Annotated in this window: 19 protein-coding genes; 10 read left to right on the forward strand and 9 right to left on the reverse strand. The window is 65.9% G+C overall.

The features are described 5' to 3' along the window. The 4 genes from WB508_RS03855 to dnaA all read right to left on the reverse strand — a co-directional run. Positions 1–225, reverse strand: a 225-nt coding sequence (locus WB508_RS03855) for an AAA family ATPase (RefSeq protein ID WP_423843563.1), incomplete at its 3' end; no start/stop codon positions are given. A 9-nt stretch (positions 226–234) separates the two neighbouring features. After that, the gene (gene gnd, locus WB508_RS03860) at positions 235–1140 is read right to left on the reverse strand and encodes a phosphogluconate dehydrogenase (NAD(+)-dependent, decarboxylating) (protein ID WP_423843564.1); all 906 of its coding nucleotides are present in this window, start codon (positions 1138–1140) and stop codon (positions 235–237) included. Positions 1141–1142: 2 nt separating this feature from the next. Continuing rightward, the gene (gene dnaN / locus WB508_RS03865; protein WP_423843565.1) at positions 1143–2285 is read right to left on the reverse strand and encodes a DNA polymerase III subunit beta; all 1143 of its coding nucleotides are present in this window, start codon (positions 2283–2285) and stop codon (positions 1143–1145) included. A 373-nt stretch (positions 2286–2658) separates the two neighbouring features. After that, positions 2659–4116, reverse strand: a complete 1458-nt coding sequence (gene dnaA, locus WB508_RS03870; RefSeq protein WP_423843566.1) for a chromosomal replication initiator protein DnaA — start codon at positions 4114–4116, stop codon at positions 2659–2661. A gap of 341 nt (positions 4117–4457) precedes the next feature. Between dnaA and rpmH the strand changes: the two genes are divergently transcribed. From rpmH to WB508_RS03910, 8 genes are read left to right on the forward strand one after another with little or no spacing between them, the layout of a single operon-like run. Continuing rightward, positions 4458–4595 (forward strand): 50S ribosomal protein L34, encoded by a 138-nt coding sequence (gene rpmH / locus WB508_RS03875; RefSeq protein ID WP_423843567.1) that lies wholly within the window; start codon positions 4458–4460, stop codon positions 4593–4595. A 27-nt stretch (positions 4596–4622) separates the two neighbouring features. After that, on the forward strand, positions 4623–4940 hold the full coding sequence (gene rnpA / locus WB508_RS03880; protein ID WP_423843568.1) for a ribonuclease P protein component: 318 nt from the start codon (positions 4623–4625) through the stop codon (positions 4938–4940). Then, positions 4937–5209 (forward strand): membrane protein insertion efficiency factor YidD, encoded by a 273-nt coding sequence (gene yidD / locus WB508_RS03885; protein ID WP_423843569.1) that lies wholly within the window; start codon positions 4937–4939, stop codon positions 5207–5209. The genes rnpA and yidD overlap by 4 nt, the downstream gene beginning before the upstream one ends. Positions 5210–5229: 20 nt before the next feature. Next, positions 5230–6150: a membrane protein insertase YidC gene (yidC, locus tag WB508_RS03890; protein ID WP_423843581.1), complete on the forward strand. Its 921-nt coding sequence runs from the start codon at positions 5230–5232 to the stop codon at positions 6148–6150. Next, complete coding sequence (locus WB508_RS03895; RefSeq protein ID WP_423843570.1) at positions 6150–6629, forward strand: protein jag; 480 nt, start codon at positions 6150–6152, stop codon at positions 6627–6629. Before yidC ends, WB508_RS03895 begins: the two co-directional genes overlap by 1 nt. A 10-nt stretch (positions 6630–6639) precedes the next feature. After that, positions 6640–7269, forward strand: coding sequence for a 16S rRNA (guanine(527)-N(7))-methyltransferase RsmG (rsmG, locus tag WB508_RS03900; protein ID WP_423843571.1), 630 nt, complete (start codon positions 6640–6642; stop codon positions 7267–7269). A 37-nt stretch (positions 7270–7306) separates the two neighbouring features. After that, on the forward strand, positions 7307–8218 hold the full coding sequence (locus WB508_RS03905) for a ParA family protein (RefSeq protein WP_423843572.1): 912 nt from the start codon (positions 7307–7309) through the stop codon (positions 8216–8218). Next, positions 8215–9156, forward strand: coding sequence for a ParB/RepB/Spo0J family partition protein (locus WB508_RS03910; protein ID WP_423843573.1), 942 nt, complete (start codon positions 8215–8217; stop codon positions 9154–9156). Before WB508_RS03905 ends, WB508_RS03910 begins: the two co-directional genes overlap by 4 nt. Before the next feature lie 82 nt (positions 9157–9238). Here the strand turns inward: WB508_RS03910 and trxA are convergent, their stop codons facing one another. The 5 genes from trxA to WB508_RS03935 all read right to left on the reverse strand — a co-directional run bounded on the left by trxA (position 9239) and on the right by WB508_RS03935 (position 16010). Continuing rightward, positions 9239–9562: a thioredoxin gene (gene trxA / locus WB508_RS03915; RefSeq protein WP_423843574.1), complete on the reverse strand. Its 324-nt coding sequence runs from the start codon at positions 9560–9562 to the stop codon at positions 9239–9241. A 62-nt stretch (positions 9563–9624) separates the two neighbouring features. After that, positions 9625–10596, reverse strand: a complete 972-nt coding sequence (gene trxB, locus WB508_RS03920) for a thioredoxin-disulfide reductase (protein ID WP_423843575.1) — start codon at positions 10594–10596, stop codon at positions 9625–9627. Between the two features lie 83 nt (positions 10597–10679). Next, positions 10680–12248, reverse strand: a complete 1569-nt coding sequence (locus WB508_RS03925; protein WP_423843576.1) for a protein kinase domain-containing protein — start codon at positions 12246–12248, stop codon at positions 10680–10682. A 44-nt stretch (positions 12249–12292) separates the two neighbouring features. Continuing rightward, positions 12293–13936, reverse strand: coding sequence for a murein biosynthesis integral membrane protein MurJ (gene murJ / locus WB508_RS03930; protein WP_423843577.1), 1644 nt, complete (start codon positions 13934–13936; stop codon positions 12293–12295). Beyond that, positions 13929–16010, reverse strand: coding sequence for a DUF6049 family protein (locus WB508_RS03935; RefSeq protein WP_423843578.1), 2082 nt, complete (start codon positions 16008–16010; stop codon positions 13929–13931). The genes murJ and WB508_RS03935 overlap by 8 nt, the downstream gene beginning before the upstream one ends. Positions 16011–16075: 65 nt before the next feature. Between WB508_RS03935 and WB508_RS03940 the strand changes: the two genes are divergently transcribed. After that, the gene (locus WB508_RS03940; RefSeq protein WP_423843579.1) at positions 16076–17506 is read left to right on the forward strand and encodes a CCA tRNA nucleotidyltransferase; all 1431 of its coding nucleotides are present in this window, start codon (positions 16076–16078) and stop codon (positions 17504–17506) included. Positions 17507–17591: 85 nt separating this feature from the next. Further along, positions 17592–18052, forward strand: a 461-nt coding sequence (locus WB508_RS03945) for a TetR/AcrR family transcriptional regulator (RefSeq protein ID WP_423843580.1), incomplete at its 3' end; no start/stop codon positions are given.

Consider the following 18052-nt stretch of genomic DNA (forward strand, 5'->3'; position numbering starts at 1 on the left):
CACGACCTCGGCCCGCACGACGGCGCGCTCGGCGCCCACGCGGACCAGTGGCACGTCGCTCGCGACCCGGTGCGAGTCCAACCGGGAGATGTACTCAATCGCCTCGACGAGGTTGGTCTTGCCCTGGCCGTTGGCGCCGATGAAACAGACTGCACCAGGTTCGAGCGTGATGTCGGCCTCCGGGTACGACCGGAAGTCGACGAGGTTGAGACGACTGACGAACACGCGGCGGCGTCAGACCTTGTCGGGGTCGTGCCCGGCCTCGGCCGCAGCCTGCACCGCGTGCCCACCGAACTGCTGACGCATCGCAGCGACGGCCTGCATCGCCGGCGACTCGTCCTGGCGCGAGGTGAAGCGCGCGAACAACGAGGCGGCGATGGTGTGCACCGGGACGGCGTTGTCGATGGCAGCCTCGACCGTCCAGCGTCCCTCACCGGAATCGTCGGCGTAACCGCGGACTTTGCTCAGGCTGGGATCGTCCTCCAGTGCCTTGACCAGCAGGTCCAGCAGCCAGGACCGGACGACGGTGCCTTCGCGCCAGGAATCGAACACCGCAGTGACGTTGTCGACCATGTCGACCTTCTCGAGCAGTTCGAATCCTTCGGCGTAGGCCTGCATCATGGCGTACTCGATGCCGTTGTGGACCATCTTGGAGAAGTGGCCGGCGCCGACACGGCCCGCGTGCACGAAGCCGGAATCACCTTCAGGCTTCAGGGCGTCAAAGGCGAACTGGACCTTGGCGATGTCGTCGTCCGAACCGCCGGCCATCAGGGCGTAGCCGTTCTCCAGGCCCCACACGCCGCCGCTGACACCACAATCGACGTAGCCGATGTTCTTCTCGGCGGCCAGCGCTGCGTGCTTCTCGTCGTCGGTCCAGCGGGAGTTTCCACCATCGACGATCACATCACCTTCGTCGAGCAGGTCGAGCAGCTCGGTGACGGTCGCCCGTGTGATGTCACCAGAGGGGACCATGACCCAGACGATCTTGGGCGACGGGAGCTGATGAACCATGTCGGCCAACGACTCGGTGTCCGAGACGTCCTGGTTGTGGTCATATCCGACGACGGTCACCCCAGCCTTGCGCAGTCGGGTGCGCATGTTCCCGCCCATCTTGCCGAGCCCCACCAGTCCGATGTCCATGATCAGCTCTGCAGTCGTACCGGCATGATGAGGTACCGGAACGCTCCATCTGGATCGGCGCCGATCTCAGAAACTCCGGAGATGGCGGCCGGCTTGGTGTGCTGGGTGAACGACAGGTGCACCACCGGTTCGGACATGACGCTGAGGCCCTCGAGCAGGTACGTGGGATTGAAGCCGATGGAGATGTCGGGGCCGTTGATGGTCGCCTCGACCGACTCCGACGCCTGGGCTTCGTCGCCGCTGCCGGCCTCGAGGAGCAAGACGCCGTCGGCGAACGTGAGGCGGACCGGAGTATTGCGCTCAGCCACGAGCGCGACGCGCTTGACCGAGTCGACGAACGCGTGGGTGTCGACGTAGGCGACGGTTTCGGCCTGTGCCTGGAACAGCTGCCGCACCCGTGGAAAGTCACCTTCGAGCAATCGCGTCGTGGTGCGTCGGGTGCCGTTGCCGACCGTGCCCTCGAAACCGATGAGGCCGTCACCGGTCTCTCCCGCCGAGACGGCGATGGTCACATCGCCTCCTTGCGTCAGCGAGCGAGCCGTCTCACCGAGCACGCGAGCCGGGACCAGCGCCTGGGCCGACAGATCGGATTTTTCCGGGGACCATTCCAGATCCCGGAGGCTGGCCCGGAATCGATCGGTCGCCATCAGCGAGATGGTCGATCCTTCCAGTTCGATCCGCACACCGGTGAGCAGTGGCAACATGTCGTCGCGCCCCGACGCAGCACTGGCCTGGGCCACGGCCGTGGCGAAGGTTTCAGCCTTCACAGTTCCCGAGGCTGTCGGCATCTGCGGCAGCTGCGGGTACTCCTCGACCGGCATGGTCTGCAGACTGAAGCGGGCGCTGCCGCAGACCACTTGGACCTTCGTGCCGTCCAGAGCAACATCCACGGGTTTGGCCGGTAGAGACTTGACGATCTCGGCGAGCAATCGACCCGACACCAGCACGCGACCCTCGGCGGAGACCTCGGCGGGAAGCGTGGCACGCGTGGATGTCTCGTAGTCAAAGCCCGAGAGGGTGAGTCCGTCGGCGGACGACTCGATCAGCAGGCCGGCCAGGACAGGAACGCTGGGACGGTTCGGCAGGCTGCGTGCGGTCCACGCGACAGCGTCGGCGAAGGTGTCGCGATCAATGCGGAACTTCACGTGGTGCGGCCTTTCCAGACGTGGGGTGGATCCACGGGGGTGACGGTCTGCATCCTGCCACGACGCGGCGCGGCTGCGATAGGCAGGTGAACGTGGTGCTGGGCTGTCCCCAGGTGTTCGTTCTGGTGATTTCTACTGGTCTTGGAGTGATGAAGAGGAACAGTAGTAGTCATAGCCTCTGTGGAAACGGTGGACAACTTGGTTATCTGCTCTGCTTGCAGTGAATGAACCCGTGGACAACGTGTGCGGGCCGGGTCGGAGAAACTACCGTGACCTGTGGATCGTGTGACCGCGTTCACACGTCGTTCACATCTTGGTGGCTCTTGTCCACCTGTTGTCGAGGGTTGCCCACAGGATCGTCCCCAGTTGTGCATCACGTCTGGCGAGCCTGCTGCTTGATGCGTGCCGTGAGCTCGGTGACCTGGTTGTACACGGCGTGCTTCTCAGCCATGAGCTTGCGGATCTTGCGATCAGCGTGCATCACGGTCGTGTGGTCGCGACCGCCGAACTCCTGACCGATCTTGGGCAAGGACATGTCGGTGAGTTCTCGGCACAGGTACATCGCGATCTGACGGGCCAGCACCAGATTGCGACTGCGGTTGGCACTGCAGAGGTCATCGATCGTGAATTCAGAGTAGGTCGCGGTCTGGGCCATGATCATCGAGACGGTGATGTCAGGCTCCACCCCTTCGGCGACCAGATCCTTGAGCACGATCTGGGCCAGGGGAAGATCGACAGTGGTCCCTTGCAGATTGGCGAATGCCGTGGCGCGGATGAGGGCGCCTTCGAGCTCGCGAATGTTGGTCTGGACCTTGCTGGCGATGAACTCCAAGACATCTGCCGGAGCCGTGAGCTTCTCGTTGGCAGCCTTCTTGCGCAAGATGGCGATGCGGGTCTCGAGATCGGGCGGTTGGACGTCGGTGGTGAGTCCCCACTCAAAGCGATTGCGAAGTCGATCCTCCAGCGTGGTCAGGTTCTTCGGAGGCCGGTCCGACGTCATCACGATCTGCTTGTTCTCGTTGTGCAGCGCGTTGAAGGTGTGGAAGAACTCCGTCTGCGTCGATTCCTTGCCCTCCAAGAACTGGATGTCGTCAACCAGCAGGACGTCGACCTCGCGGTACTTGCGCTTCAACGCAGCCGTCTGATTGTTGCGGATGGCGTTGATGACGTCGTTGGTGAACTCCTCGCTGCTGACGTAGCGCACGCGGGAGGAGGGGTAGAAGTTCAAGACGTAGTGCCCGATGGCGTGCAGCAGGTGGGTCTTGCCCAGGCCGGATTCACCATGGATGACCAGCGGGTTGTAGGCCTTGCCCGGCGCTTCAGCGACGGCTACGGCGGCCGCGTGGGCGAACCGGTTCGATGCGCCGATGACGAAGTTCTCAAACAGATAGCGGGGGTTGAGCCGCGCCTCAGACGCTCCTCCCACCCGCGCCGGTCCCAGGGGTACGCCGCCTGCGTCCCAGCTGGCCACGAATTCGTCCGGATCGTCCTCATCGAGTTCGTCGTCGATGTCGTCGACGGTCTCCGCACTCTGATTCCGCTCGGCGAAGTCGGGCTCGATCGTGACGACGAGCCGAGTCTCATGGTCCAGGCGCTGGCTCAGGGCGTGTTCGAGTGCAGGTTTGACGCGCGTCTCCAGCTGGGTGCGGGTGAGGTCGTCTGGCACGGCGACCAGCAAGATGTTGTTGTGCAGCGACATCGGATGTGCCGTGTAGACCCAGACTTTCGCGCCGGGCGACAGAGAGCTGACCGCTTCTTGCCAGACCCGACGCAACAAATCGTCCGCGGTGGTGTCGGCAAGATCGGTCATCGGGCGCCTCCGGCGGCTCATGGTCCACATGGTTTTCCACACAGTGTGCACTCGGCAATGTCAGATGGCCGTCGGCTGTGGAAAAGGTTCGGTACCGCCGTGACGCTAGCAGCGTCCGGCGAGGCTCACAACCGACTTGGGAGAACTTGTCGCACCCGTTCGGCGTGTCGCCTGGATCGACGAGGACGCCCGGCGTATGAGGTCAGTTTGACCGTCCAGACAGCCGCCCCGTACCGTGGTGGGATCGTCTGTGGACGACAACTGTCGCGTGCCCGCGAGCGGTGGCCGTCAGCCGGGTGGGTCACACCACTGTTCAACACCTTTCTTGTCAACACTGTCAAGCAGTCCCGTGAGGAAACATCGTGAGCAAGCGCACCTTCCAGCCGAACACTCGTCGTCGCTCCAAGAAGCATGGCTTCCGCCTGCGCATGCGTACGCGCGCCGGCCGCACGATCTTGGGCAACCGCCGGCGCAAGGGCCGCGCGAAGCTGTCAGCCTGAGTCACTGTGCTCGCCTCTGGGCAACGCATGCGTGACAGCACTGACTTCCGCACCACGGTCCGCCGTGGGACTCGCGGGGTTCAACCCTGCCTGATCGCCCACGTGGCGTCAGGATCGGACGAGCGCACCACGGTGGGCTTCGTGGTGAGCAAGGCCGTCGGATCGGCAGTTGATCGAAACCGCGTGAAGCGCCGCCTCCGCCATCTGATGCGCGACCGGGTTGATCAGCTGCCCGTCGGCTCGCGAATCGTCGTCCGCGCTCTGCCCTCGTCGGCATCGGCGAGCTGGCACACTCTCGGCGCTCAGCTCGACGCCGCGCTGCAACGCTCGTCCGTACTGCGATGAGATACATCCTCGTGGCACTGTTGAGGGCCTACCGGTTTGCGATCAGTCCGCTGTACGGCGATGTGTGTCGGTACTACCCCAGCTGCTCGGCGTACGCCTTGGAGTCCGTCCAGGTCCATGGGTCCATCCGCGGCCTGTGGTTGGCCAGCCGCCGGTTGGCGCGGTGCCACCCGTGGGCACGTGGCGGGCTCGATCCAGTTCCACCCCATCGACATGCTGCACACCAGCATGATCGCACCCCCAGAGGAGAACAGTCGTGGGTTTCCTAGGCGACATCGGATCAGCGATCATGACGCCGCTGTACTACGCGGTGTCTGGCATTCTGCTGGTCTGGCATCAGGTCTTCTCCTCCTTCCTCTCCCCTGAGTCGGGGTGGACATGGGTCTTGTCGATCGTCGGCCTGACCGTCACCATTCGTACGCTGCTGATCCCGCTGTTCGTCAAGCAGATCAAGTCGAGCCGCAACATGCAGCTGTTGCAGCCGCAGATCAAGGCCTTGCAGCAGAAGTACAAGCACGATCGCCAGAAGCTGCAGCAGGAGCAGATGAAGCTGTTCCAGGAGACCGGCACCAACCCGTTGGCTTCCTGTCTCCCCTTGATCTTGCAGATGCCGATCTTCTTCGCGCTGTTCCGCGTGCTCGATCAGGCCGCCCGCAACGGCGGAGATGGCGCGCGCGGCTTCATGTCGCCGGAGAACGCCGAGCAGCTGCAGGGTGCCCAGTTGCTGGGTGCGCGCATCGCCGACACCTTCATGAACACTGACCTGACCGGCACGCGAGTGCTGACCATGTCGCTGGTCGTGGTGATGGTGGCCACCCAGTTCGTGACTCAGCGCCAGCTGATGGCCAAGAACATGCCGGCTGATGCACTCAGTGGCCCGTATGCGCAGCAGCAGAAGATGTTGCTGTACATCTTGCCGTTCGTGTTTGCGATCAGTGGCGTGATCTTCCCGCTGGGCGTGCTGTTCTACTGGGTCACCTCGAACATCTGGACCATGGGTCAGCAGTTCTACGTGATTCGCAACAACCCAGGCCCCGGCACGCCGGCCTTCAAGGCCAAGCAGGAGCGCGATGCCAAGAAGGGCAAGAACGTCATCGAGGATCCTCTCGATGCGGCGAAGAATGCCGCGATCGAGGCCGAGCCGCCCAAACCGGCTCGCCAACAACCAAAGAAGCAAGCGCGCAGCAAGCGCAAGAAGGGCGGCAAGTGATGACTGCAGAGGCATCGAAGCTGGAGACTGAGGGCGACATCGCAGCGGACTTCCTCGAGGGACTGCTCGACATCGCCGATCTGGATGGCGACATCGACATGGACGTGGACGGTGATCGTGCCGCCGTCGAGATCGTCGGCGGAGAGCTCGGCCACCTGATCGGCGACGGTGGCGAGGTGCTGGATGCGCTGCAGGAGCTGACTCGCCTGGCGGTCTACCGTGAGACGGGCGAACGCAGCCGGTTGATGCTTGACATCGGCGGATTCCGCGCCGCGCGCCGCGCCGAGCTGGTGGTGCTCGCTCAGGTCGCGATCGACCAGGTCACGGGCGGCCAGACGTCGGTCGCCATGGATGCGATGACTCCGTTCGAACGCAAGGTCGTGCATGATGCTGTCGCCGAGGCTGGTCTGTCCAGCGAGTCGGCCGGCGTTGAGCCGCACCGTTACGTGGTGGTGCTCCCGGCAAGTACCGAAGAGTAACGTCAGCCCCATGCCTGAAGATGTTTCACGTGAAACACCCCCGTCGGAAGCGGCGGGGGTGTTCGCGTCCCGGCTTTCGTTGGCGGAGGCGTACGTCGACCTACTCGCCACCGATGGTGTCACGCGCGGCTTGATCGGCCCACGTGAGATTCCCCGTCTGTGGAGCCGGCACGTCATGAATTCAGCGGTCGTGGTCCCCCGGGTACCGCACGGCGCCTCGGTGGCGGACGTCGGTTCGGGTGCCGGACTACCAGGACTGGTGTGGGCCATCGCGCGGCCCGACCTCACGGTGGCCCTGATCGAACCTCTGTTGCGTCGCACCACCTTCCTGGAGGAGTCGATCGACTCGCTTGGTCTAGACAACTGCACCGTGGTGCGCGCCCGTGCTGAGGACGTGCATGAGTCCTATGACGTGGTGACGGCTCGCGCGGTCGCGAATCTCGATCGGCTGGGCCGGTGGTGCATGCCGTTGGTGAGCAAGCCCGGCGGTGTGTTGCTGGCCCTCAAGGGACGAGCGGCAGCCGATGAGGTTCAGTCAGCGACCGCGACGCTCCACCGTCTCGGAGCCACGTCTATCGTGGTGGCGACATACCCCAATGGCCCAGACGTCCCGACCACTGTCGTCGAAGTCTCCGCGTGAGCGTCTTGTTTCACGTGAAACCACGGAAAGGGGAGCGGTGACCACCCCTCTGCCACCCGAGCACCACACCCCACTGGCCCATGAGGCCCAGGTACACGTCGATCTTGCTCAGCGGGTGGCCGACTCCCCCTCGTTCGCCAAGCCGGACCACACCCGCATCTTCGTCGTGGCGAACCAGAAGGGCGGGGTCGGCAAGACCACCACGACCGTCAACATCGCTGCCGCGATGGGTCTGCGCGGCTTGCGCGTGCTGGTCATCGACCTCGACCCACAAGGCAATGCCTCGACGGCCTTGAACGTCCCGCACCACGAGGGTTCGGCCGGTGTGTACGAGGCGATCGTCGAGGGTACCGACATCGACGAGCTGGTCAGCCCGTGCCCGGACATCCCCGGACTCACCGTGCTGCCTGCCTCCATCGATCTGGCAGGTGCCGAGGTCGAGCTGGTCTCGTTGGTGGCGCGGGAGTCTCGCCTTGATCGAGCGCTTCAGGCGTATTTGCGCGACTGCGAAGAGGCTGGCGATGTGATCGACTACGTCTTCATCGATTGCCCGCCCTCTCTGGGCCTCCTCACCGTCAATGCGATGGTGGCCGGACGTGAAGTCCTCATCCCGATCCAGTGCGAGTACTACGCCTTGGAGGGTCTGGGGCAACTGGTGCGCAACATCGACCTGGTGAAGGCACATCTGAATCCGGCACTCGAGATCTCCACCATCGTGCTCACGATGTACGACGGTCGCACCCGACTGGCCGCGGGTGTGGTGGAGGAGGTCCGGTCCCACTTCGGTGACACCGTGCTGCGGACCACCATTCCCCGAGCCGTCCGCATCTCGGAGGCTCCGAGTTATCAGCAGACTGTGCTGACCTACGACCCGGTATCCAGCGGCGCACTGTCCTATCTCGAAGCGGCTCGCGAGATCACCCTGTCCGGAGGAGAAAGCCCATCATGAGCACCCCCAAGACTGCGTCACCCAAGGCGGGCAGGGCCCGTGGCCTCGGCCGTGGCCTCGAGGCGTTGATCCCGGCGACCGCCGCCGCTGCGCGCGAGTCAGGGCTCGAGGAGGTGGAGGGGGCGCGGTACGCGGAGATTCCACTGGAGCAGATCGTGCCCAACCCGCGACAGCCACGCTCGGTGTTCGACGCCGACGACATGGCCGAGTTGGTGCACTCGATCACCGAGATCGGACTTCTGCAGCCGATCGTGGTCCGATCGGTGGCCCCGAATCGCTTCGAGCTGATCATGGGCGAACGGCGGTGGCGGGCACACCAGGAAGCTGGCCTGGCCACGATCGGCGCGATCGTCCGCGAGACCGATGACGGCGATCTGCTGCGCGACGCGCTGCTGGAAAACCTGCACCGGTCCCAGCTCAACCCGTTGGAGGAGGCGTCGGCCTATCAACAGCTGCTCGATGACTTTGGCTGCACGCACGACGAATTGGCCGAGCGGATTGGTCGCTCGCGTCCGCAGATCAGCAACACCCTGCGTCTGCTGAAGCTCACCCCCACGGTGCAGCGCCGCGTTGCCGCGGGCGTGCTCTCGGCAGGTCACGCCCGGGCCTTGGTCAGCGTCGCCAATTCGGAGATCCAGGACCGGCTCGCCAGCCGGGTCGTGGCCGAGGGCCTCTCGGTGCGAGCACTCGAGGAGATCGTTGCGGTGGGTCCTGAGGGCGGAGCGCCCAGCAAGGCCGCCACCCGTCGGGGGCAGACCATGTCGGCGCCCCGGTTGGCCGAGATCGCTGAGCGCCTGTCGGACCGGTACGACACCCGGGTCACGGTCGACTTGGGCCGCAGCAAGGGCAAGGTCGTCATCGAGTTCGCCACGGTCGATGATCTGGAGCGCATCGTCCGGCTGATGGGTCAGGACTCACCCGCACCGACGGAGACTTAGAAACAAGTCAATTTGTCGACAAAGATATACTTATGAGCAAGGGGTGGCCCGGAGGGGCCACCCCTTCCTCCCTGCTGGCAGGTCAGACGAATTCTGACAACTCCTTCAGGATCGCCGACTTGGGGCGAACACCGGTCAGGGACCGGACCACTTCGCCCTTGTAGTACAGATTCATGGTCGGCAGACCGATGACCTTGTACTGGGCTGGAGTGACGGGGTTGGCATCAGCGTCCATCTTGACGATGGTCAGGGAACCATCCTTCTCCGAGGCGATCTCCTCCAGGATGGGGGCGAGCTGGCGGCACGGGCCGCACCAGCTGGCCCAGAAGTCGACGAGCACGGGGCCCTCGGCGTCGAGGACCTTCTCCTTGAAGTCGCTGTCGGTGACGGCGGCGATGTCAGCCATGGGGTTCTCCTTGTTCGTGGGGTGAGTGAGGTGGGTGGTGCTCGGTGCGGATGGAGGAGGCGTCAGTCGACGAGTGCCGCACTGGGCGTGGGGGCGCCTGCGTGTTCGAGGTCGGCCAGGTATCGCTCGGCGTCCAGCGAGGCGGCACACCCGGTGCCAGCGGCCGTCACGGCTTGGCGGTAGGTGTGGTCGACCAAGTCGCCGGCCGCGAACACGCCAGGCAGGTTGGTGGCCGTCGAGCCCTGCTCGACCAGCACGTAACCCTCGTCGTCGAGGTCGACCTGACCGGTCAACAGCTCTGAGCGTGGATCGTGACCGACGGCGATGAACAGCCCGGTGGCGTCGATGCGGCGCGTCTCACCGGTGACGGTGTCGCGCAACGTGAGTCCCTCGAGCGTCTCGGCGCCGTGGATCTCGGCGACTTCAGAGTTCCACGCGAACTCGATCTTGGGGTTGGCCATCGCCCGGTCCTGCATGATCTTGGAGGCACGCAGTTCGTCGCGGCGGTGCACCAACGTGACCTTGCTGGCGAAGCGGGTAAGGAACGTGGCCTCCTCGACCGCACTGTCGCCGCCGCCCACGACGACGATCTCCTGCTCGCGGAAGAAGAATCCGTCGCACGTGGCGCACCAGCTGACGCCGCGGCCCGACAGGCGGTCCTCGCCGTCGATGCCGAGCTTGCGGTAGCCCGAGCCAGTGGCGAGCACCACGGCGAGGGCCTGGTGCGTGCTGCCGTCGGCCAGCTTCACGATCTTGATGTCGCCCGTCAGATCGACCTCGGTGACGTCATCGGCCACCAGCTCGGCGCCGAAGCGCTCAGCCTGGGCGCGGAAGTGGTCCATGAGCTCAGGGCCCATGATGCCTTCGGGGAAACCGGGGTAGTTCTCGACGTCAGTGGTGTTCATCAGCGCGCCGCCGGCCGTCACCGAGCCCTCGAACACCAGAGGCGTGAGATTGGCACGGGCGGCGTAGACCGCGGCAGTGTAGCCGGACGGCCCGGAGCCGATGATGATCAGATTGCGGACGTCACCCATGGGGCGAGCTCCTGTCGTTGACGAACGCGCCCTCGGGCGCGACTACTACCTAGGTAACGCAGTCTAGGACGCGGACATTCCCCTCACGTGCGGCCGCGGAACCGGATCTCGCGGATCTCGCCCATGAAGACCCCTGCACTGGTTTCGGGGAGCTCGGTCAACCACACCAGGACGTAGCGGGACACGACCGAGGAAGGCATGGAGACCGTGGCGTCGTCGCCAGCCTTCTCCACCACCGCGGTGCGCACGAAGTCGCGCAGACGGGTGGGCACCGCGGTGGCCTCAGTGGGCGCCACGTACACGGCCATATTGGTCGGACCCTGACCGAGCAGGATGCGCATCGTGGTGATCTGACGCGGCCCGCCGAGGTCGACCAGCAGGCCCACGCCATCCTTGAGGCCACCCAGCTCGGCGCTGCCGAAGTAGCGCGAGGTGAGCCACGCGGTGGACGGATCACCATCGATCGCCAATCGGGCTTTCTTCGGATTCTCCTCGCCATCCGAACCCTGTGGATCGAAGTCGGTGGCCGCGCGAATCGGAAGAGCGCGCACGGGTGAGGAGTCGTCGATCGCATCGGAGGGGGACTGCGCTGACCGTCCGACGAGAAAGGCGAGGGTCGACGCAAGAGCCAGAGCACCGATCACCCCGAGCAGCACCAGCGCGCGGTCGCCCCGAGTTGCCCGCCGTGCTCGTGCGGCGACGCGTTCAGAGCGGGTGGGTGGGGCGGGTTCGTGCGCCTTGGGGCGACGTCGAGGCGGCTCGAGGCCAGGCGGCGGCCCCTGAGGGACGATGACCGGATCCAGACGCAACAGATCCGGTGATGACACTCCCGTGAGGCTGGGCTGGTCATCGTGCAGGTCCTCATCCTCACCGGACAACCGGAGGACGCGAGCGATGCCGGCCGCGGTCGTGAGGCGCGGCACGTGATCTCGCGGCGGGTGACCGAGAATCCGGTCACATACGCTGTCGACATCGCGAGACACCCCGGCGCGCACTTGGCGGGGCCGAAGCAGACGGCCGTGCTCGGTGGGGGCGGGCCGCAAACCATCGACCATCTCGCCTGGCCACCGGCTGGTCAAGGTGGCATACAGCAACCGACCGAGAGCCTCGACGTCTTCGTGCTCGTACGCCGCCAGGTCGGCAGCGGAGTCGAGGTGGCCGGCTGGAGCCAGGGCTGTGGCGACACCGAGCCCGACGACGCGCACGGCCCCGGACTGCTTCAACATCACCTGGTGGGGCGTGAGGCGACGGTGGTAGACGCCGTTCTCGTGCGCGTGCGCGAGTGCCTCAGCGACCTCCGCGACGACCGTGGCAGCGCGTCGATTGGGCAGGGGAGATTGCATCAGCACCTGGTCAAGCGGGAAGGCCCGAGCCCACTCCCGGACCACCAGATGATGACCCTGCTCGTGCGGAATCAGATCGAGAACCCGAAGGAATCGCGGGTCGGAGACAGCAGTGGACTGGCGAGCGGCCTCGAGAAACTGATCAGCGCGCGGATCGGTGCTGGGGAGGATCTCGAGACCGACGTTGCGATTCAGGATCTGGTCGTGCGCGCGCCACGTGGCCGAACCGAGCTTCTCCGACACCAGGTCCTGGAGCACGTAGCGGAGCGCCAAGACGTCGCCGGAGGCCATCGACCGCCGCTCGCTCATCGACACTCCTTCACGCGTCCCTTGTCATGGTAGACAGCCGAGAGCTACCTGCGTCGCAGGTGGGTGACCAGATAGCCCAGCTGTTCCATGCCGAGGGTCTTGGCCGCCACGATGTACCCGACTGCGCCGGTCGCACCAGCCATGCCGGTGACCGCAGCAGCGGACGCGGGGCGATCCGCCTCAAGTCCGCCCTGCCCGAGCAGAAACACCATGGCGAGCATCACCGCGGCAGCCACTGCACAAGCCAGCACCAGCCGACCGGCGAAGACAACCATGTCGTGGTCGACGATCGATCCGATGCGACGTGACAGCACCGTGACGGACACGATGGCGCCGACGACGTACGCCAGACCGTACGACAAGGCGAGGAGGGCGGCGACCTGCGCGGGCTCAGCGGACCGGGTGAGCAGCAGCGCGAAGGCCACGTTGCTGGCAGCCACGACGACCTGAATCAGAAACGGGGTGCGCGTGTCTTCGTCGGCGTAGAAGCCGCGCAGCATCAGGTAGTGCACCGTGAAGGCGATCATCGCGACCGAGAAGGCGGCCACGGTGCGGCCGACGACCTCGTGGTTGTCGCTCAAGGCACCGATCGAGATGGCCGCAGCGGCCGGAGTGCCCAGACACAGCACGGCGACGGCCAGCGGGGCGACGATCGCGAGCGCGAGACGCAAGGTCCGAGCGAGTTCCAGGCGCATGCGCCCGTACTGGCCAGCAGCCGCGTGCGCCGAGAGCATCGGGATGATGGCGGTGGCGAGCGACACCGTGATGACTCCGTGCGGTACCTGACTGACCAGGAAGCCGATCTCGTAGACAGCCGCGCCGCCTGCGGACTCCCCTTCCGCCGCACCGTCCAGCGTGCCTCGGGTGGCCAGGCGGTTGACCGTGATGAAGGCGATGTTGTTCGCCACGATGAACAGCAGAGTCCAGGCGCCCAGGCGAACGGTGTGACCCAGACCGACGCCGCGCAGGTCGAATCGTGGTCGGTACCGAAAGCCCGCCTGCCGCAGGAAGGGCACCAGCAGCAGCGCCTGCACCGCGATGCCGGCGGTCGAGCCGAGGCCCAGCAGCAGTGCCTGGGTCTGCGTGAATCCGTCGGTTCCGTTGGCGGAACCGTAGGTGCCCAGATAGATGAGGATGATGGCGCAGGCGACGAGGTTGTTGACGACGGGCGCCCACATCATCGGGCCGAACCGCTGGCGAGCGTTGAGCACCTGCCCGACCAGGACGAAGGCGCCATAGAAGAACACCTGCGGCATGCACAGGTACATCAGCAGCTCGGCCGAAGCGCGCTGATCAGCGAACTCCGGCGTGAACAACCGGCCGTCGAACACCAAGCGCAGCACGAGGGGAACCAGCAGCACCAGCACCACGGTCGCGGCTGCCAGAACCATGAGGCCCAACGTGATGATGCGCTGGGCGTACGCGTCGCCACCATCGTCGTCGTGACGCATCGCCCGCACCAGTTGAGGCACCAGGACGACGTTGAAGACGCCACCGGCCACGAGGATGTAGAGCGTGTTGGGGATCGTGTTGGCGTTGTTGAACAGATCGGCGTCCAGCGCCGTGCCGATCGTCCATGCCAGGAGGGCCAGCCGTAGGAAACCGGTCAGACGGGAGGCGATCGTGCCCAATGCCATCCACGCGCTGGCGCGGGCCAGCCGGCGACCGTTCTCGGGGGACTCAGTCATCGTCGAGCCCTGTCTCCATGGGTGGACGGTCGGTTCTCCGCTTGCGCACCCGCCGAGCCAGGGCCACCAGGACGAACAGTCCGGCGGCGGCCATCGTGACCCAGAGAACGGCCCCGACCCTGCTGGATCGCACGTTGAACTCGCTGGTCTCACCGAAGGGACGCCCGCCCGGGGTGATGAGCTGAGCCGAGACAGTGGTCGCGTTCTGTCGGCGGAGATCGACCTCGACGGTCAGGGTCAGGCGTTCGCCTGCCCCGATCGTGACCGGATCCTGATCGGGCAACGTCAGCGCCGGATTGCTGGAGGACAGGCGTACTCCGACCAACACCGTCTCGGTGCTGCCGTTGGTGATGGTGAGCGGGAAGGCCCCCTGGGACCCGGACAGCGTCACGGACGGCGGGCCCATGACACTGATGGCGTCCAGGTCGCGGCTCACGTCCCGGGACAGCCGACGAGCGATGGCCGCGCCGTCCTCGCGCTGGTTGCGCCAGCGCACACCGAGCACACCGGCTACGGCCCGTGCCCGGGCGTCGTCGACGGCCCGAACCTCGTCTGAGGCCGAGCTCAGCACAGCACTGTCCTGGTATGCCTGATCGGCTGCCTCGAGGAGGGCCGCGGGCAGCGTGCGAGCCTTCGATGTGCGAGGAACGGTCCCGCCGAACGAGTCGTCGCGCGTGATCGCGTCCAGATCGACGGGCGTGCTGAACGGTGCGGACCAGGAGGCGGTGACTCCTCCAGCGGGGTCATCGGATCCTGGATTCCATGTGGGGTTGACCACCACGACGGAGGCGGCCTGCGACTGGGAGTTCGCATCCCGATCCAATGACGCGAAGGCGGCAGATGACAGCACCTGCTGACGCAACGTCGCGCCCGACACGGGGCCGGGCAGATCCTTGCTGACGTCGCTGCTGACCAGCAGCGGCAGATCGCCGCCTAGCGTGGAAACGGCAACAAGGGATCCTGAGGACTTCTCCCACCGAGACAGGTTCGACGAGTCAACGACCACGGGGTCGTCGCCGCGCGCCCGCAGGCTGCTGAGCAGGCTGCGGGTGACACCGCCGCGCACCGGCCACGAGACTCGATGTGGCGAGAGGCCGAACTCCTTGATGACCGACTCCGTGGCGCGCTCGACAGCCCCGAAGAGGCGCCGCCGCCGATCAGCGTCGTCGATGAGGCTGAGAACGTCGGTGCGGTCGAAGTCCAGCACCCAGGCTGAGCGGGTCGAGCCAATCGACACGAGGTCGTCACGGAACCGGGCGGCAGCCTGCTGGTCCGATGCAGAGACGTCGTCCGCGCTCCGACCGGCTGCGAGGTCGTCGGCGCCCAGCACCAAGGCGGGATCGACGATGACTCCGCTTCCGTCCTGCTCCCTGGCCTTCGCCAGATCGAGCAGGTTGCGCAGTCGGCCGCCGGGCCGGATGGCCGCGAGCAGGGCGCTGGGCTCGACGAACTCCCCGGTTGCCGTGCGTCCTGTCGGCATCAGGAACGGCCACACCATCGTGGTCGGCGCCGAGACGTGCTTCCCGGTCAGGTGCGGCAGGAGCGTGACGGCCCGCGACACCGATTCGTTGCTGCGGATGCCGCTCGCATCGGTGGCGAGGATCTGCACGCCGACGGGATAGACCCCGTCCCGGTTGGAGATGGGTAGCCGTTCAATGGGCACGCTGACTTCGAAAGCGCGGCTCGAGCCCGGCGGAAGGTCGCCGATCTCGTCGAACAGACCGGCGTCGACGATGCGAGGCCCGGCGAATCCTGGGTCCTCCCGCACGGCCGTGGCCAACGCGGTGCGTGACGTCAGGGGCTTGGGCCGGATGATCAGGTAGGCCTGGACGTCAGTCCACTTCTGCTCGCCCAGGTTGGTGACGCGACCAGCCAGCGTGACCGAGGACGAGGCATCGGTGAGATGGGTGGGTGAAACCGAGGCGATCGTGGTGCGCAACGTGTCGTCGTCGGCGGCCACAGCAGGCGATGCTGGCGCAATGACGGCAGCTGCCACGGTGGACAGGAGCACAGCGACAGCCGCCACGACCGTGATGCCCGTTGCCGCCGGGGTCGTGCGTCGTCGGCTGATCACCAACTCATGCTAGTCGGCGATGGAGCCGCGACGGTCCGCCCATCGCGCCGATAGAGTGTGTCCTCGTGCCGACGAACACCCTCACCCCCCAGCAGCAGCAGCGGATCGACGCGCGCCTCGATGCGCTGGGCTTCCTCACCGAGCTGGGCCAGGCGTTCACCGACGCAGGCCACGAGCTGTCGGTGGTCGGTGGTCCGGTCCGCGATGCCGTGCTGGATCGCCCCGTCAACGACTGGGACTTCGCCACCACGGCTACGCCCGAACAGATCGAGCGGATCGCCGGTCCATGGACCGACGCCAGCTGGGACATGGGGCGCGAGTTCGGCACCATCGGCATCCGGCACGGACGGCACGAGCTCGAGATCACCACCTACCGCAGCGACGACTACGATGCGGGGTCGCGCAAGCCAACCGTCCGATTCGGTGACACGCTCGACACGGATTTGTCCCGGCGCGATTTCGCGGTCAACGCCATGGCAATCCGGTTGCCGTCACGTGAGTTCGTCGACCTGTTCGGTGGGCTGGACGACCTTGCCGCACGCCGACTCCGCACGCCCGTGGCACCCGAGGTGTCGTTCAGCGACGACCCGCTACGCATGATGCGGGCGGCCCGGTTCGCGGCGCAGCTGAACTTCACGGTCGCCCCCGAGGTGCGACACGCCATGACGTCGATGGCCAGTCGTCTCGACATCGTCTCGGCCGAACGGATGCGGATCGAGCTGGACAAGACTCTGCTGGCCGCCCACCCTGTCGTGGGTCTGCGATTGCTGGTCGACACCGGACTGGCTGGGCAGATGTTGCCTGAGCTGCCCGCGTTGATCCTCGAACGCGACGAGCATCATCGGCACAAGGACGTCTATGAGCACTCGCTGATCGTCCTGGAGCAGGCGATCGCGCTGGAGGAGCGGCTCGACCCGCGCCCCGATCTCGTGGTGCGGTTGGCAGCCCTGCTGCACGACATCGGCAAGCCGAAGACGCGACGGTTCCAAGACGGTGGCACGGTGACGTTCCACCATCACGACGTCGTGGGCGCCAAGCTGGCTCGCAAGCGACTGCGCGCCTTGCGTTACAGCAATGAGGTCGTCGATCAGGTCTGCACGCTGGTCGAGCTGCACCTGCGGTTCCACGGGTACGGCTCAGGCGAGTGGACCGACTCGGCCGTGCGACGGTATGTCCGCGATGCTGGCGACCAGCTCGAGCGCCTGCACATCCTGACCCGGGCCGACTGCACGACCCGCAATCAACGCAAGGCTGCGCGACTGCAACGAACGTACGACGAGCTCGAGGCACGTATCGCCGTGCTCGCCGAGGCTGAAGAGCTCAGTGCCATCCGGCCGGACCTCGACGGCATGCAGATCATGGAGATTCTGCAGATCGAACCGGGGCGCGAAGTCGGTGAGGCGTATCGATTCTTGCTTGACCTGCGCATGGATCGCGGGCCGCTGGGTGAGGCTCAGGCCACCGAAGCACTCAAGGCCTGGTTCGCGGCCCGCTAGGACACAGTTGAGGACGTGGATGACGCCGCTCTGCAATCTATGCATGCACACGCAGTGCAGGTAGTCTTCGAGGACGTTCAGTGGAATGGATCACCAGATGGCTGCCGAGCAGCACGCGTCGCGTCTTCAGCGAGAGAATCGCGATGGTCGGATTGCGCGCGGCGAGCGCACGCGGTGGGCCGTTGTCGATGCGCACGCCACATTGCTGCGTGAGGGCGTCCTGCGCCCCACAGCCAAGCTGATCGCTGAGCGCGCCGGCATCTCGTTACGCACGCTGTGGCTGAATTTCGGCGACATGGAAGCGCTGATGGCCTCCACCGGCCAGTACTGGCTCGCCCGGGACGCCGAGAACTGGGATCCGGTGCCGGCCGACCTGCCCTTGGCTGAGCGAATAGATCGGTGGTGCGCCCAGCGAGCCCACCGGATGGAGGATCTGTCGTCGGCGGCCGCATCGGCACTGCTGGTTGAGCCCTTCTCCCCGTCACTCACCGCGGCCCGACGCGAGCATCGGGCCCGCCTGCACCAGGACTTGGTGGCGACGTTCGG

The organism is Aeromicrobium sp. (assembly GCF_049586495.1).
Classification (GTDB): Bacteria; Actinomycetota; Actinomycetes; order Propionibacteriales; family Nocardioidaceae; genus Aeromicrobium.

Coding starts and splice junctions, on each gene's coding strand:
- gnd (WP_423843564.1), bottom strand. CDS start 1,140: ATGGACATCGGACTGGTGGGGCTCGGCAAGATGGGCGGGAACATGCGC.
- dnaA (WP_423843566.1), bottom strand. CDS start 4,116: ATGAGCCGCCGGAGGCGCCCGATGACCGATCTTGCCGACACCACCGCG.
- rnpA (WP_423843568.1), top strand. CDS start 4,623: ATGCGTGACAGCACTGACTTCCGCACCACGGTCCGCCGTGGGACTCGC.
- yidD (WP_423843569.1), top strand. CDS start 4,937: ATGAGATACATCCTCGTGGCACTGTTGAGGGCCTACCGGTTTGCGATC.
- yidC (WP_423843581.1), top strand. CDS start 5,230: ATGACGCCGCTGTACTACGCGGTGTCTGGCATTCTGCTGGTCTGGCAT.
- WB508_RS03895 (WP_423843570.1), top strand. CDS start 6,150: ATGACTGCAGAGGCATCGAAGCTGGAGACTGAGGGCGACATCGCAGCG.
- rsmG (WP_423843571.1), top strand. CDS start 6,640: ATGCCTGAAGATGTTTCACGTGAAACACCCCCGTCGGAAGCGGCGGGG.
- WB508_RS03910 (WP_423843573.1), top strand. CDS start 8,215: ATGAGCACCCCCAAGACTGCGTCACCCAAGGCGGGCAGGGCCCGTGGC.
- trxA (WP_423843574.1), bottom strand. CDS start 9,562: ATGGCTGACATCGCCGCCGTCACCGACAGCGACTTCAAGGAGAAGGTC.
- trxB (WP_423843575.1), bottom strand. CDS start 10,596: ATGGGTGACGTCCGCAATCTGATCATCATCGGCTCCGGGCCGTCCGGC.
- WB508_RS03925 (WP_423843576.1), bottom strand. CDS start 12,248: ATGAGCGAGCGGCGGTCGATGGCCTCCGGCGACGTCTTGGCGCTCCGC.
- murJ (WP_423843577.1), bottom strand. CDS start 13,936: ATGACTGAGTCCCCCGAGAACGGTCGCCGGCTGGCCCGCGCCAGCGCG.